Raw genomic sequence first — 14,846 nt, forward strand, 5'->3', positions numbered from 1 at the left:
TCGTGCCGGTCCCCGTAGAACCCGGACGCGTTGGCGATCCGCAGCGGACGGCCCGGATCGGGCGAGGGAGCCGGCGAGGGCAAGAGCGAAGGAGTCGGCGAGGGCGAGGCAGACGGCGAGGGCGCCGCGCCGCCCGTCACCGGGCCCCACCGCCCTCGGGGGCCCGCCCCTTCCCGGGCGGCCCGGCGAAGGCCTGGGCCAGGTCGAGCCAGCGGTCCGCGTCGGGGCCCTGGGCCCGTACGTCGACGTCGTCCCGGTGGGCGCGCTGTGTGACGAGGCGGCAGAAGTCATACGCGTCGCCGCTCACCCGCTGGGCCGCGTCCTCGGGCCCGAAGGTCCACAACTCACCGCTCGGCGCGCGCAGTTCGATCCGGAACTCCTCCCCCGGCGCGTCCTGCCCGTGCACCAGGAACGAGAAGTCCCGCGCCCGCACCCCGATCCGTACGACATGCCGCAGCCGCTCCGTCGGCGCGCGGTGCACGCCCAGCGCGTCGGCCACGTCCTGTCCGTGCGCCCAGGTCTCCATCAGGCGTCCGGTCGCCATCGAGGCCACGCTCATCGGCGGACCGAACCACGGGAACTTCACCCCTCCGGGCGCCGCCCGCAACGCGTCGAGCAGCCGCTCCCGTCCGCCGCGCCAGCCTGCGAGCAGCTCGGCGGGCGCGAGACGCGCGCCGTCTTCGGCGGCCTCGTCCACAAAGGTGTCGGGCGCTTCGAGCGCCTTCTCGACCTCCGCACCGAACCCCTCCGGGTCGGTCACGGCCAGCAGTGCGGCGCGGTCGGTCCAGGCGAGATGCGCGATCTGGTGCGCGACGGTCCATCCCTCGGCAGGCGTCGCGAGCCGCCAGGCCGCCTCACCCAACTCGCCGACGATCCCGTCGAGTTCGCTCGATTCCTGGGCCAGATCGTCGAGTACAGCCCGCACGACTTCGGACACGGCACGCACTCCCCTTCACGGGACATCGCGGGACGTCGGTGTGTGCGGCGAGCATGGCAGCGCGACCAGAAACAAGCAAGCGTGCTTGGAAATTTTCCGGACGGCGCACCGGTGCGACCGATGACTTTCGCGGACCCCGGCCGTCAGAGAGGGTGTAACCAACGCACCCGTTCTTTGGAGACCGCGACATGCGCACCCTCATCAGCACGGCCTTCGTTTCCCTCGACGGCGTCATGGAGGCCCCCGGCGGCGAGCCCGGGCACCGCAGCTCCGGCTGGACCTTCAAGGACCTGGAGTTCCTGCCCGAGGCGTACGAGCTCAAGGGCCGGGAGCAGGAGGAGGCCGGTGCGATGCTCTTCGGCCGGGCCAGCTACCAGGCGTTCAGCCCCGTGTGGCCCGCGATGGAGGAGTTCACGCGGTACAAGACGCTGCCGAAGTACATCGTGTCCACCACCCTCAAGCAGGAGGACCTGGTCGACGGCTGGGGCGAGCAGACGATCCTGCGCTCGCTCGACGAGGTCGCCGCCCTGAAGGAGACCGAGGGCGGGCCGATCAGCATGCACGGCAGCACCGAACTGGGCCGTAACCTCTCGGACGCCGGCCTCATCGACCGCTACCACCTGCTGGTCTTCCCGCTGCTGCTCGGCGCAGGGAAGCGCCTGTTCAGTGACACGGACAAGGACAAGCAGATGCTGAAGCTGGTGGAGCAGCAGGCGTACTCCAACGGCATCCAGAAGATGGTCTTCGACGTCGTCCGGTGACGCCGTCCCCCGTATCCCCTCGGTGATGCGGGCACCCTGAGGGGCATGGACAACGACATCCAGGAGTTGAGGCAGGCCCTCGAACGCGCCGTCCGGGGCGACGTGGCGTTCACGGCCGGGCAGCGGGCGCTGTTCACGATGGACGCGTCCAACTACCGGCGGGTGCCCGACGGGGTGGTGGCGCCACGGGACGCGGCGGACGTCGAGGCCGTCCTGGAGATCTGCCGCGAGCGGCGGGTGCCCGTCGTGGCGCGCGGGGCGGGGACCTCGATCGCCGGGCAGGCGACGGGAGTCGGGGTCGTCCTCGACTTCACCCGGCACATGGACCGGATCCTCGACCTCGACCCGGAGCGCCGCGAGGCCGTGGTGCAGCCCGGGGTGATCCTGGACGGGCTGCGGACCGCGGCGGGCGCGCACGGTCTCACCTTCGGCCCCGACCCGTCCACGCACAGCCGCTGCACGCTCGGCGGGATGATCGGCAACAACTCGTGCGGCTCGCACTCGGTGGCGTGGGGCACGACCGCCGACAACGTACGGGCCCTGAAGGTGCTGTCGTACGGCGGCGAGAGCTTCACGCTCGGACAGGGCTGGGAAGGCGCGCCGCAGGGGCTGCGGCCGCTCGTCGACGGGCAACTCGCGTTGTTGCGCACGGGATTTCCCGAGCTGCCGCGGCGGATCTCCGGGTACGCGCTCGACGCGCTGCTTCCCGAGCACGGGGTGGACCACGCACGGGCCTTCTGCGGCAGCGAGGGCACGCTGGGTGTGCTCACCGAGGCCACCGTCAAGCTGGTCGAGGCGCCCGCGTCCCGTGCGCTCGTGATCCTCGGATACGCCGACGAGAGCGCCGCCGCCGAGGCCGCGCCCGGGCTCCTTCCGTACGGTCCGCTGACCGTGGAGGGGATGGCCGCCGATCTCGTACGCGGCGGGGCGCAGCGGCAACTCCCGCGGGGCCGCGCCTGGTTGTTCGTCGAGACGGGCGGCGCGAGCGCGGCCGAGGCGCGGGCGCACGGCGAGCGGATCGTACGGGCCGCCGACGCGGCGGACGCGAGCATCGTCACCGACCCGGCCGGGCAGCGCGCCCTGTGGCGGATCCGCGAGGACGCCTCGGGGACCGCGACCCGGATGCCGGACGGCGCGGAGGCATGGCCCGGCTGGGAGGACTGCGCGGTACCGCCCGCGCGCCTGGGCCCGTATCTGCGGGAGTTCCGCGCGCTGCTGGCCGCGCACGGCCTGCGCGGCACGCCGTACGGGCACTTCGGGGACGGCTGCATCCACGTCCGGATCGACTTCGACCTCCTCACCGCGCCGGGCATCGCGCGCTTCCGCCGCTTCTCGGAGGAACTGGCCGGGCTCGTCGTCGCGCACGGCGGGTCGCTGTCCGGTGAGCACGGGGACGGGCAGGCGCGGGCCGAGCTGCTGCCGAAGATGTACGGGGAGCCGCTGGTCCGGCTGTTCGAGCGGGTCAAGGGCGTGTGGGACCCGGCCGACGGGCTCAATCCCGGGATGCTGGTGCGCCCCGACCCGCTCGACGCCAACCTGCGCTTCGCACCGCTCCCGCGCGAACCGGTACCGGTCGCGTTCGGCTATCCGCACGACGGCGGGGACTTCTCGGCGGCCGTGCGCCGGTGCGTCGGGGTCGCCAAATGCCGTAATACGAGCGCGAGTCCGGGCGCCGTGATGTGCCCCTCGTTCCGCGCCACGGGCGCCGAGGAGCACTCCACGCGAGGGCGGGCGCGGCTGCTGCACGAGATGCTCGCCGGCGAGGTGATCACCGACGGGTGGCGGTCCGAGGAGGTACGGGACGCACTCGATCTGTGTCTGTCGTGCAAGGGGTGCCGCTCGGACTGCCCGGTGGGCGTGGACATGGCCACGTACAAGAGCGAGTTCCTGCACCAGCACTACGCGGGACGGCGACGGCCGCGCGCGCATTACACGCTCGGGCGGCTGCCGCGCCGGCTGCGGCTCGCGGCGCCCTTCGCGCGCCTGGTGAACGCGCTGGTCGCGGTGAAGCCGCTGGCCGCGCTCGCGGGACGGATCGCCGGGATCGCGCCTGAGCGGGCCATCCCGCGCCTGGCGCCGCGTACCTTCCGCAGCTGGTTCCGGCGGCACCGCGCACCGGAGCGCCCCTCGGCCGCCCCCGCCGTGACCCTCTGGCCCGACACCTTCACCAACCACCTCTCGCCTTCCGTCGGCGCCGCGGCCGTCCGGGTCCTCGAAGCGGCCGGGCTCGACGTCGCGCTGCCTCCGTCAGGGGTGTGCTGCGGCCTGACGTATCTGTCGACCGGGCAGCTCGACCTGGCCCGTACGGTCCTGCGCCGCACGCTCGACCGGGTCCCTGCGGACCGGCCGCTCGTCGTCCTCGAACCGAGCTGCGCCGCCGCCCTCCGCTCCGACCTGCCGGAACTCCTCGGCGACGATCCGCGCGCCCACCGCCTCGCCGCCTCGGTCCGCACCTTCGCCCAGGCCCTGGAGGAACTCGCCCCTGATTGGACCCCGCCCCGCCTGGACCGCCCGGTCGTCGGCCAGACCCACTGCCACCAGCACGCGGTCCTGGGCGAGACGGCCGAGCGCGCGCTGCGGGAGCGGGCCGGGCTGAGCGGTGAGCTGAGCGGTGGCTGCTGCGGCCTCGCGGGGAACTTCGGCTTCGAACCCGGGCACCACGAGGTCTCCGTGGCCTGCGCGGAGGACCAGCTGCTGCCCGCCGTACGGGAGGCGCCCGCGGACGCGGTCCTGCTCGCCGACGGCTATTCCTGCCGTACGCAGCTGGAACAGCTGGCCGGCCGGCGGGGTTTTCATCTTGCGGAGGTTCTCGCCCGGGCGCTGGACGAGCGGGCCGGTGCGTGAGACACCGGGCGGAGTCGTCCGTGTCACGTTCAAAATGGGGTTACAAGCCTGACTCAGTCCAGTACCTTGGACGTGACAGTCCAAGATGATGCACCGTCCAAGATGATGCACCGCCCTCTCCAGGAGCCACCGTGAACGCACAGCCCGGGACCGACCGCTCCACCGTGGTCGCCGCGGGGGCTGCCGTCGCCGAACCCGAGGCCGTCGGGGCGTTCGGGCGGCTCAGGCAGCGCGGCACGCAGGGGAATCTCGGCCCGATCGGGCTCGTCCTCGCGGCCGGGCTCTCCGTGCAGTTCGGCGCCGGGCTCGCGGTGAGCCTGATGCCGCGCGCCGGTGCGGTGGGCGTGGTGACGCTGCGGCTGGTCGCCGCCGCGCTCGTCCTCCTCGTCGTCTGCCGTCCCAAGCTGCGCGGGCACTCGCGCCGGGACTGGGGCACCGTGCTCGCCTTCGGTCTCTCGCTCGCCGCGATGAACGGGCTGTTCTACCAGGCCGTCGACCGCATCCCGCTCGGCCCGGCCGTCACCCTGGAGGTGCTCGGCCCGCTCGCGCTCTCCGTGTTCGCCACCCGGCGCCTGGTCAACCTGCTGTGGGCGGGGCTCGCCCTGCTCGGTGTGCTCCTGCTCGGGGGCGCGGGCGGCTTCGGGTCCCTCGACCTGGTGGGTGCGGCGTACGCGCTCGGGGCCGGTGCGATGTGGGCCGCGTACATCGTCTTCAGCGCGAAGACCGGGCAGCGCTTCCCGTCCGCGGACGGGCTCGCGCTCGCGATGGCCGTCGCGGCCCTGGTGATGCTGCCGCTGGGCATCGCGGAGGCGGGCTCGAAGCTGCTCGTGCCGACCACGCTGATGCTCGGCATCGGTGTCGCCCTCCTCTCCTCGGTCCTGCCGTACACCCTCGAACTCCTGGCTCTGCGCCGCCTCCCCGCCTCCACCTTCGCGATCATGATGAGCCTGGAGCCGGCGATGGCCGCGGCGGCGGGCTTCCTGCTGCTCGACCAGGGCCTGGCCGTGGCACAGGTCGTGGCGATCGGCCTGGTGATCGTGGCGAGCATGGGAGCGGTGCGGACCCAGGTCAAGCAGTCACCCTCGCTGTAGGTCCTGCGCCGGGCGGCCGGGGGTACGGGGGCGTCAGCGCCCATCTCGCGGGATGGACCACCCCATCCCCGTACATCGCGAGCCGCTAGGCTCCCCTCGTGGCTGAGATCCAGATCCCGAATGACATCAAGCCCGCCGACGGCCGATTCGGCGCGGGCCCCTCCAAGGTGCGTACGGAAGCGCTCGACGCTCTGGCCGCCACCGGCACCTCCCTGCTCGGCACCTCCCACCGCCAGGCCCCGGTCAAGAACCTGGTCGGGCGCGTACGGGACGGGGTGAGCAACCTGTTCCAGCTCCCCGAGGGCTACGAGGTCATCCTCGGCAACGGCGGCTCCACCGCGTTCTGGGACGTCGCGACCCACGGGCTCATCGAGAACAAGAGCCAGCACCTGAACTTCGGCGAGTTCTCCTCGAAGTTCGCCAAGGCCGCGAAGCTCGCGCCCTGGCTGGCCGAGCCCACCGTGATCGCCTCCGACCCGGGCACGCACCCGGACCCGCAGGCCGAGGCGGGCGTGGACGTGTACGCGTACACGCACAACGAGACCTCGACCGGTGTCGCCGCCCCCGTCAAGCGGGTCGCGGGCGCCGACGAGGGTTCCCTCGTCCTGGTGGACGCCACGTCCGGCGCGGGCGGTCTCCCGGTCGACATCACCGAGACCGACGTCTACTACTTCGCCCCGCAGAAGTCCTTCGCCTCCGACGGCGGCCTGTGGCTCGGCGTCTTCTCGCCCGCCGCGATCGAGCGCGCCGAGCGCATCCACGCGAGCGGCCGCCACGTCCCGGAGTTCTTCAGCCTCCCGACGGCGATCGACAACTCGCGCAAGAACCAGACGTACAACACCCCCGCCCTCACCACGCTCTTCCTGCTCGCCGAGCAGCTGGACTGGATCAACGGGCAGGGCGGTCTGGCCTGGTCCACGGCCCGTACGAAGGACAGCTCGGGCCGGCTCTACGGCTGGGCCGAGGACAGCAAGCACGCGACCCCGTTCGTCACGGACGCGGCCAAGCGCTCGCAGGTCATCGGCACGATCGACTTCAACGACGACGTGGACGCCGCGGCCGTCGCGAAGGTCCTGCGCGCCAACGGCATCGTCGACACCGAGCCGTACCGCAAGCTCGGCCGCAACCAGCTGCGCATCGCGATGTTCCCGGCGATCGACCCGGCGGACGTCCAGGCCCTGACGGCCTGCATCGACTACGTGATCGAGAAGCTGTAGCGCGACCCCGGCACGACACGGCGGAGGGCCGGCACCTGTGGGTGCCGGCCCTCCGCCGTATTGCGGTTGTGTTGCATTCATCAAGGCCTTCTAACGGCGCTTATCCACCGCTGACGCGAGGCGGGGGACCTTCGTCCCTAATACGTGGGCAAAGGGCGGGCCAAGGGTTCGGGAAAGCCCGCAGATGGAGCCCCCGATGGCGGGGAGGACCTTCGGCGAAGGGCCCTGGTCATGGACGTGCGGGCAGGAAACCGCACGCTCAGGATGAACCTCATGAACAGTGCACCGGGGAACAATTCCCCGGCCCTGCAAGGAGGTTCGTTCATGCGTAAGGCACTCACCGTCTCGGCGATCGCCGTAGCAGCTTCGATGGCCCTCGCCGTACCGGCGACTGCTTTCGCCGCGGACGCCACGCCGTCCGACAACCCGTCCCCCTCGGCGACCGCGCCCTCGGACCCGACCACCCCCTCGGACCCGACCGCCCCCTCGGACCCGACGACCCCTTCGGACCCGACCCCTACGGCCCCGGCGCCCGACAAGGCCGAGGCCCAGGTCTCGATCACGTCCTCCCCCAAGGACGAGACCGGCTACAAGGCGGGCGAGCAGGTCACCTTCCAGGTCACCACGTCCGGCAAGGCGCAGGTCACCGCCTCCTCCGACGCGCTCAGCGGCATCTCGGTCAGCGCGCAGGGCGACACCACGTACACCGGCACGGGCACGGTGAAGGCCGGGTACGGCATCGGCACCGGCAAGCTCACGGTCACCGCGAACTACGGCGACACGGGCGCCCAGGGCTCGGCGTCCTTCGCGGTCAACACGGGCGACACCCCGAAGCCCACCCCGGACCCGGCCAAGCCCTCCCTCGCCCTGTCCACCGACGGCGGCAAGGTCGGCGACAAGGTCTCCGTGACCGTCAAGGACGCGGGCTCCGACTCCGTGGCCACCGTGAAGTCCGACGCCTTCGGCGGCACCGTGAAGCTGGAGCGCGACCCTCAGCACGAGGGCACCTGGCACGGCACCGCGACCGTCGCGGACAGCGCCAAGTCCGGCTACTACCGGGTGGACGCGCTGCTCGACGGCAAGGTCGTCGACTCGGCGAAGTTCGGTGTGCAGGGCAGCGACAAGCCCACGCCGCAGCCCACCCCGGGCAAGTCCACGCTCGCCGTGAACCCCGGCAGCGGCTCGAAGGGCGACAAGATCGCCGTCACGGTCGACGCGCCCTCGATCAACCCCAAGAGCGACGTCTCCGCGAACTCGCAGGCTTTCGGCGGCAAGGTCTCCCTGGCGCTCGGCAAGGACGGCAAGTGGCACGGCACCGCGACGGTCGCCGATGTGAAGTCCGGCTCCTACCAGGTGTCCACCGGCACCGGCGCCCACTCGGTCACCTTCAAGGTGACCACCAAGAGCGCGGTCAAGCCGCTGAACCCGTCGGACCACAAGACCCCGCAGGGCTCCGTGAACACCGGTATGGCCCCGGCCTCGCACGGCCAGGAGGGTCTCAACTCCGCGGCGGTCGTGGGCTTCGCGGCCCTCGGTGCCGGCTCGCTCGCGGGCGCCGGTCTGCTGCGTCAGCGCAAGAACCGCGGCTGAGGTGCCCATGCGCACCGAGGTCCCGGCCAGGACCCGCACCAGGGCGCGTACCTCCGCGGCCGTGCTCGTGGTGACGGCGGCCCTGTCCGTCGCCGTCACCACGGGCTGCTCGTCCCAGGCGGACGACCCGGCGGGCAGCGCGCAGAACGCCGCGCATGTCACGCCCGTCTCCGTCCTGAAGGCCTCGGTCCCCGACCACATCGCGATCCCCTCGCTCTCCGTGGACGCGGACCTCGGCACGGTCGGCCTGGACGGCAGCGGCGCGATGCAGACCCCGCCGTACGACCGGCCGATGGAGGCCAGTTGGTACAAGGACGGTCCGACGCCGGGCGAGAAGGGCGCGGCGGCCATCGCCGGCCACATGGACACCCCGCAGGTCGAGAAGGCGGTGTTCCACGACCTCAAGGACCTGAAGAAGGACCAGGAGATCGACATCCGCCGCGAGGACGGCACGACGGCCGTCTTCAAGGTCGACGCGGTCTCGACGTACAAGAAGGACGCCTTCCCGACGCAGAAGGTGTACGGCACGTCGGACCGGGCGGAGCTCCGTCTGATCACCTGCGGCGGCAGCCTCACGAAGGACCGCCACTGGGACTCGAACGTCGTGGTGTTCGCGCACCTGACGGGCGAAACCAGCCCCTCCGGCGTTTGAGGAGATCCGGACGAAGTCCGGTTGCAGGCAAGGAGAGGGCGCCCTCTGCGTGAAGGGCGCCCTCTCCTCGTATCAGCGACTGAGCTTCTGGAACCTGCGCACGGCCAGCGGCAGGAACACGGCCGTGATCACCAGCGGCCAGACCACGGCCATCAGCGTCGCGTTCTGCTCGATCCAACTGCCGTCCGCGGCCACGGGGTTGCCGAACAGATCGCGGACCGCCGTGCCCGTCGCCGAGATCGGGTTCCACGCGGCGACCGTGCCGAGCCAGCCCGGCATCGACGAGGTGGGGACGAAGATGCTGGAGACCATCGTCAGCGGGAAGACGACGGCATACAGGCCGCCGGCCGCCTCCGGGGACGGCACGAGCAGGCCGAGCCAGACACCCACCCAGATCAGGCTGAAGCGCAGCAGCAGGAGCAGCGCGAAGCCGGCGGCGGTCGCGGTGAACGAGCCGTGGGCGCGCCAGCCCATCGCGAGCGCGGTGAGCGCGAGGATGGTCAGCTCGGCGCAGGCCACGATGATGTCGGTCAGACCGCGCCCGGAGACCACCGCGGACGGGGCCATCGGCATGGAGCGGAAGCGGTCGATGACGCCCTTGGTGGCGTCGTAGACGACGGAGGTCGCCGTGTTCATGAAGCCGAAGGCCATCGTCATCACGAACATGCCGGCCATCAGGAAGTCCCGGTAGGCGCCGCTGCCGCCGCCGCCTTCCGGCGCCTTCATCGCGCCGCCGAAGACATAGCCGTACAGGAGCACGGAGATGATCGGGAACCCCAGCTGCCAGAGCAGGTAGGAGGGCTTGTTGCGGTAGTGGGTGAGGAAGCGGCGGGTGATGTTGGCGCTGTCGGCCACCGCCCAGTACAGGCGGCGCTGTGCGCCGGAGTCGACGCGCAGGTCGACGCCCGCGCCCGGGGGAATCGTGGGGGCGCTCATGCCGCCACCTCCTCGCGTACGGCCCGGGTCCGTTCGGTGTCGTCGGCCCGGGTGGTGTGGCCGGTCAGGGTCAGGAAGACGTCGTCGAGACTGGGCCTGCGCAGTCCGATGTCCTCGACCTGGACTCCCTGGTCCTGCAGGGTCCTTGCGACGTCGGTGAGCGCCGCCACGCGGTCGGCGACGGGGGCGTGGACCCGGCGCTCCGCACGGTCGAGCGACGGCTCGCCCTCGCCCACGCGGGCCACCACGGCGAGCGCGGCGACGAGGTCCGCGTCGTCGGCGACCACGACCTCGATCCGGTCGCCGCCGACCGTGTTCTTGAGCTCGGCGGGGGTGTCGTCCGCGATGGCGCGGCCCTGGTCGATCACGGTGACGCGGGAGGCGAGCTTGTCGGCCTCCTCCAGGTACTGCGTGGTGAGGAGCACGGTGGTGCCGCCCGCCACCAACGCCCGTACGGCCTCCCAGACTTCACCGCGGCCGCGCGGGTCGAGGCCGGTGGTGGGCTCGTCGAGGAAGAGCACCTCGGGCGCGAGGATCATCGACGCGGCGAGGTCGAGACGGCGGCGCATACCGCCGCTGTAGTCGCCCGCGGTCTTGCCCGCGGCCTCCACCAGGTCGAAGCGCTCGAGGAGTTCGTCCGCGCGGAGCTTGGCTCGGCGGCCGCCCAGGTGGAAGAGACGGCCGAACATCTCCAGGTTCTGGCGTCCCGTGAGGTTCTCGTCGACCGCCGCGTACTGGCCCGCGAGCCCGATCCGGCGGCGTACGCCCCGCGGGTCCTCGTTCACGTCGACGCCCGCGACCCGCGCGCTGCCGCCGTCGAACTTCAGGAGCGTGGCGAGGACGCGGACGGCGGTGGTCTTGCCCGCGCCGTTCGGGCCGAGCAGGCCGTGCACCGTGCCGCGGTGGACGGTCAGGTCGAAGCCGTCCAGGGCGCGCTTCTCGCCGTACCTCTTCTGCAGGCCCTCGGCCCGCACGGCATACGTGTCCATCTGGTCCTCCCGACCACTCGCCAAGCCATCTGAGTACACCGTACCCTAAATCGAGTACACCGTACCCAGTTTCCGTGGAGGCGGTGGTGCGAGGACATAAGGTGAGGCCATGAGCAGCAAGGACAGCGGCATCGCGACCAGCGGCAGCGGTGACATCCAGCGCAGCCTCGAACTGCTGTGGGGCACCGCCGAGCGGCCCACACGCGGCCCGAAGCCGGCCCTCACGCTCGACCGGATCGTCGGGGCCGCCGTCGAACTCGCCGACCGCGAGGGGATCGCCGCGGTGTCGATGCGCCGGCTCTCCACCGAGCTCGGCACCGGCACGATGTCGCTCTACCGGTACGTGCCGGGCAAGGCCGAGCTCCTCGATCTGATGCTGGACCGGGTACAGGGCGAGGCCGTGGCCGAGGAGGCGGAGGTCCCGCAGCACTGGCGCGAGTGCGTCGAGTCCATGGCCCGCACCCAGCGCGACTACTACCGCTCCCACCCCTGGCTGCTCAAGGTCAACCAGGCGCGCGCCGTGCTCGGCCCGAGCGCGATCCGCAGCATGGAGGTGGTGATCGCCCCGCTGCGCACCATGGGCCTCACCGACCCCGAGCTCCTCTCCGTCATCATCACCGTGACCAGCTGGGTCACCGGCCACGTGAGGACCGAGGTCGACGCGATCGAGGCGGCCAGGGAGACGGGCCTGAGCGACGAGGAGTTCTGGGGCAGCCAGCAGCCCTTCCTCGAACGGGCCATGCTCAGCGGCGCGTTCCCGCAGATGGCCTCGCTGTCCGAGGACACCTTCAGCACCGACTACGACCACTTCGAGTTCGGCCTGCGGCGGCTGATCGACGGCTTCGCGCAGCTCGTCGAGGAACGGGGTTCCGGCGCGGGGGCGTGACAGAACGCGCGATCGGTGCATCCATGAAAGGCATGCCTTCTGACAGCGCCACCCCGAGCCCCGAACTCGCCCCCTTCGTGAAGCAGCGCAACATCCTGCTCACCACGTACAAGCGGGACGGCACGGCCGTCGGCACTCCGGTCAACATCGCCGTGGACGGCGACCACGCCTACATCCGCACGTACGACAAGGCCTGGAAGGCCAAGCGGATGCGGAACAACCCCGAGGTGGAGATCGCCCCGTCCACCGCACGCGGCGTGCCCACCGGGCCGTCCTCCAAGGCACAGGTGCGACTGCTCGACGTGGACAGCGCGGAGGCGCTGCGCGCGGCCCAGCTGCTGCAGCGCAAACACCGGCTCCTGCAAGGGGTGTTGGTACCGCTCTTCCACCGGATGAAGAAGTACCGGACGCTGCATTACGAGGTGCGGATGGCCGGCGAGTGAGACGGCGGTAACGCCCGCCGCCCCGCCGCCTCCAAGGGAGTTACTTCTCCTTGCGCTTGAACAGCGCCTTCAGGCCGAGCATCGCGAGCACGGCCGCCCCGAGCGCAAGGGCCCCGTTCTTGAGCCCGTCGCCGTCCCCGCCCGAGCCGCCGGATCCGCCGGAGTCCGAACCGCCGCCGCCCGAACCGCCCTCACCGGACGCCTCGGGTGCGCCCGGCGCCTCTTCGGGGACGACGTCGCTGCTCTGCCCCTCGGAGCCGAACATCAGCGTCGTGCCGTCCGGCGAGTACGTCACGGACTCGCCCTGCCGCTGGATCGGCACGTCCACCCGCTCACCGCCGTCGGGCTTCCCGTCCTTCCAGGTGTACGACTGGGCGCCGAAGTAGCTGCGCAGCACGAGGGTGCGGCCGTCCGGCGAGAACGCGCCGTCGGTGGTCCACAGGTCGATGCCGGAGATCCGCTTGAAGACATTGCCCGCGCCGGGCTTCAGCTCGTCGGGACCTTCGTACAGACCGCCGGTGCCGTCGTCCTTCTTGTCGGCGATGTAGACCTTGCCGGTCTTCGGGTGCACCATCAGCGCCTCCGCGTCCCGGGCCCCGTCCGCGTATGTCACGTCGTACTGCGTGGCCTTGACGGTCTGGTCGCGCAGCTCGGCGGGCTCGGGCAGCCGGTAGATCCACACGTGGTCCCATGTGCCGCCGAGGTTGTCGCCGATGTCGCCGACGTACAGATCGCCGTCCGGACCCATCGAGATCGCCTCGACGTCCCGCGCCTGGCCGACGCCCGCCATCGTGATCCGCGCGAGGGTCTTCCCGGACTTGCTGTCCACGGCGTAGAGGTACGAGCCGTCGTCGCTGTCGTTGTGCGTCCAGTACACGCCGGGGTGCTTCCTGCTGGCGACGAGGCCGCTCGACTCCGTGATCCGCGGGTCCTCGATCGTGAAGCCGTCGTTGCCCTCGCCGTCCGCGAACGCGCCGGAGGCAGGGCCAAGGACCAAGGCGGCCGTGACCGCCGCACCGAGAAGCAGACGCATGCGCCCACCGTACGTGGCCGGGAGCCGCTCACGGGGGCCGCGGGCGTGGGCAGCCTCACAGCGCGGCGGGGCCGCCGATCCGCCATGATGAGCGGATGCTCAGGCTCCTTTTCGTCGGTGACTCCATGACCATCGGCAGCGCCGGCGAACACACCTGGCGCCACCGCATGTGGCAGCACCTGCGCACCTCGTACGACGGCCCGTTCCAGGTGGTCGGCCCGCGCACCGCGCTGCACGACAAGGCGCTCGACGCCCCGGTCTCGTACGAGTACGCCGACCCGGACTTCCCGCAGCAGCACCTCGCGGGCTGGGGCGAGGGCTGGCAGCACATGGCCCCCGTGATCGAGGAGACCGTGCGCGAGAGCCGCGCGGACCTGCTCCTGATCTCGCTCGGATTGATCGACCTCGGCTTCTACACGGACGCCGAGGCCACCGCGCGGAACATGCGCGCCTTCGTCGGGAACGCCCGCGCGGCCAACCCGCGGATCGCCGCCGTGATCCTGCCGGTGATCCCCAACGTCCGCGCGCGCGACGACCACGCTTTCGCCGCCGAGGTCGCCCGCTTCAACGAACTGCTCGCGAAGGCCGTCGCCGACCTGGACACGGACCGTTCGCCGCTGCTGCTCGCCTCGCCGCCGGCCGGGTACGACCTCGACTTCGACACGTACGACGGCACGCACCCGAACGCGAGCGGCGAGCACAAGCTCGCCGCCGCGTTCGCGGACGCGCTGCACCAGGCGTGGGATCTGTGCGGGCCGTACGACCCGTCCTGAGGCGACACCCGCTCTAGGCAACTGCCAGCTTGCCGCGCTTGAGTTGAAGGACCTGGTCCGAGGCCTCCGCGACCTCCCGCGAGTGGGTCACGACGATCACGCACTTGCCGTCGTCGTGCGCCAGCTTCCGGAACACCTCGATGATCCCGGCCGCCGTCTCCTGGTCGAGCGCTCCGGTCGGCTCGTCCGCGAAGAGCAGGTCGACCTCGCAGGCCAGCGCGCGGGCGATGGCCACGCGCTGCTGCTGGCCGCCGGAGAGCTGCAGGGTGCGCCGGTGCTGGTCCTCGCGCTCGACTCCGAGCAGGTCGAGAAGCTCGACGGCGCGCTGCTTGCGGCGGCCGCCCCGCAGACCCCGTACTCCGGTGATCTCCATGGCGGAGGTGATGTTCTGGACGGCCGTCATGTACGTGAGCAGGTTCAGGGACTGGAAGACGGTGGCCGCGTGCCGGTTGCGGTAGCGGCCCGGGCCCAGGTCCGCGATGTCCCGGCCACGGAAGCGGACCGTGCCGGTGGTCGGCGCGTCCAGGCCGCCGGCCAGGGACAGGAGGGTGGACTTGCCACTGCCGGAGGGGCCGACGATGGCGTACATGCGGCCGGGTTCGAAGGCGTAGTCGGCGTTCTTGAGGACCGTACGGCGGCGGGTGCCGCTGGTGTACGTGCGGCTCACCCCGGCGAGTTCGAGGATCGCGGTCAT

At 71.6% G+C, this 14,846-nt stretch carries 14 protein-coding genes; 9 read left to right on the plus strand and 5 right to left on the minus strand.

All coding sequences use genetic code 11. The features are described from left to right. Positions 1-136: 136 nt before the first annotated feature. Positions 137-937, minus strand: coding sequence for a TIGR03084 family metal-binding protein (locus tag ACIBI4_RS14715; protein WP_399204185.1), 801 nt, complete (start codon positions 935-937; stop codon positions 137-139). Between the two features lie 188 nt (positions 938-1,125). On the opposite strand from ACIBI4_RS14715, the gene ACIBI4_RS14720 reads away from it, so the two are divergent. The 6 genes from ACIBI4_RS14720 (at position 1,126) to ACIBI4_RS14745 (ending at position 9,092) form a co-directional block, all read left to right on the plus strand. Then, positions 1,126-1,698 carry a dihydrofolate reductase family protein gene (locus ACIBI4_RS14720; protein ID WP_399204186.1) on the plus strand — a complete coding sequence of 191 codons (573 nt, stop codon included), beginning with the start codon at positions 1,126-1,128 and terminating at the stop codon, positions 1,696-1,698. Between the two features lie 45 nt (positions 1,699-1,743). After that, positions 1,744-4,542, plus strand: coding sequence for an FAD-binding and (Fe-S)-binding domain-containing protein (locus tag ACIBI4_RS14725; RefSeq protein WP_399204187.1), 2,799 nt, complete (start codon positions 1,744-1,746; stop codon positions 4,540-4,542). Between the two features lie 131 nt (positions 4,543-4,673). Further along, positions 4,674-5,633, plus strand: a complete 960-nt coding sequence (locus tag ACIBI4_RS14730) for an EamA family transporter (protein ID WP_399204188.1) — start codon at positions 4,674-4,676, stop codon at positions 5,631-5,633. A gap of 98 nt (positions 5,634-5,731) precedes the next feature. Beyond that, positions 5,732-6,850: a phosphoserine transaminase gene (gene serC, locus ACIBI4_RS14735; protein ID WP_399204189.1), complete on the plus strand. Its 1,119-nt coding sequence runs from the start codon at positions 5,732-5,734 to the stop codon at positions 6,848-6,850. A 324-nt stretch (positions 6,851-7,174) separates the two neighbouring features. Next, positions 7,175-8,440: a hypothetical protein gene (locus ACIBI4_RS14740; RefSeq protein ID WP_399204190.1), complete on the plus strand. Its 1,266-nt coding sequence runs from the start codon at positions 7,175-7,177 to the stop codon at positions 8,438-8,440. 7 nt (positions 8,441-8,447) lie between these two features. Next, on the plus strand, positions 8,448-9,092 hold the full coding sequence (locus ACIBI4_RS14745) for a class F sortase (protein ID WP_399204192.1): 645 nt from the start codon (positions 8,448-8,450) through the stop codon (positions 9,090-9,092). 72 nt (positions 9,093-9,164) lie between these two features. On the opposite strand, the gene ACIBI4_RS14750 is transcribed toward ACIBI4_RS14745, so the two are convergent. Beyond that, positions 9,165-10,028, minus strand: a complete 864-nt coding sequence (locus ACIBI4_RS14750; protein ID WP_399204193.1) for an ABC transporter permease — start codon at positions 10,026-10,028, stop codon at positions 9,165-9,167. Continuing rightward, positions 10,025-11,017, minus strand: coding sequence for an ATP-binding cassette domain-containing protein (locus ACIBI4_RS14755; RefSeq protein ID WP_399204195.1), 993 nt, complete (start codon positions 11,015-11,017; stop codon positions 10,025-10,027). Before ACIBI4_RS14755 ends, ACIBI4_RS14750 begins: the two co-directional genes overlap by 4 nt. 109 nt (positions 11,018-11,126) lie before the next feature. On the opposite strand from ACIBI4_RS14755, the gene ACIBI4_RS14760 reads away from it, so the two are divergent. Together ACIBI4_RS14760 and ACIBI4_RS14765 are read left to right on the plus strand one after the other, a co-directional pair. Next, the gene (locus ACIBI4_RS14760) at positions 11,127-11,903 is read left to right on the plus strand and encodes a TetR/AcrR family transcriptional regulator (protein WP_399204196.1); all 777 of its coding nucleotides are present in this window, start codon (positions 11,127-11,129) and stop codon (positions 11,901-11,903) included. Between the two features lie 32 nt (positions 11,904-11,935). After that, on the plus strand, positions 11,936-12,346 hold the full coding sequence (locus tag ACIBI4_RS14765) for a PPOX class F420-dependent oxidoreductase (RefSeq protein WP_399204197.1): 411 nt from the start codon (positions 11,936-11,938) through the stop codon (positions 12,344-12,346). A 40-nt stretch (positions 12,347-12,386) separates the two neighbouring features. Here the strand turns inward: ACIBI4_RS14765 and ACIBI4_RS14770 are convergent, their stop codons facing one another. Continuing rightward, positions 12,387-13,379 (minus strand): hypothetical protein, encoded by a 993-nt coding sequence (locus ACIBI4_RS14770; protein ID WP_399204198.1) that lies wholly within the window; start codon positions 13,377-13,379, stop codon positions 12,387-12,389. A 95-nt stretch (positions 13,380-13,474) separates the two neighbouring features. On the opposite strand from ACIBI4_RS14770, the gene ACIBI4_RS14775 reads away from it, so the two are divergent. Further along, positions 13,475-14,152 (plus strand): SGNH/GDSL hydrolase family protein, encoded by a 678-nt coding sequence (locus ACIBI4_RS14775; RefSeq protein ID WP_399204199.1) that lies wholly within the window; start codon positions 13,475-13,477, stop codon positions 14,150-14,152. Positions 14,153-14,165: 13 nt separating this feature from the next. Here ACIBI4_RS14775 and ACIBI4_RS14780 read toward each other — a convergent pair whose 3' ends face one another. Then, on the minus strand, positions 14,166-14,846 hold the full coding sequence (locus tag ACIBI4_RS14780) for an ABC transporter ATP-binding protein (RefSeq protein WP_399204200.1): 681 nt from the start codon (positions 14,844-14,846) through the stop codon (positions 14,166-14,168).

It is taken from the genome of Streptomyces sp. NPDC050418 (assembly GCF_044458745.1).
In the GTDB taxonomy this organism is placed as follows: Bacteria; Actinomycetota; Actinomycetes; order Streptomycetales; family Streptomycetaceae; genus Streptomyces.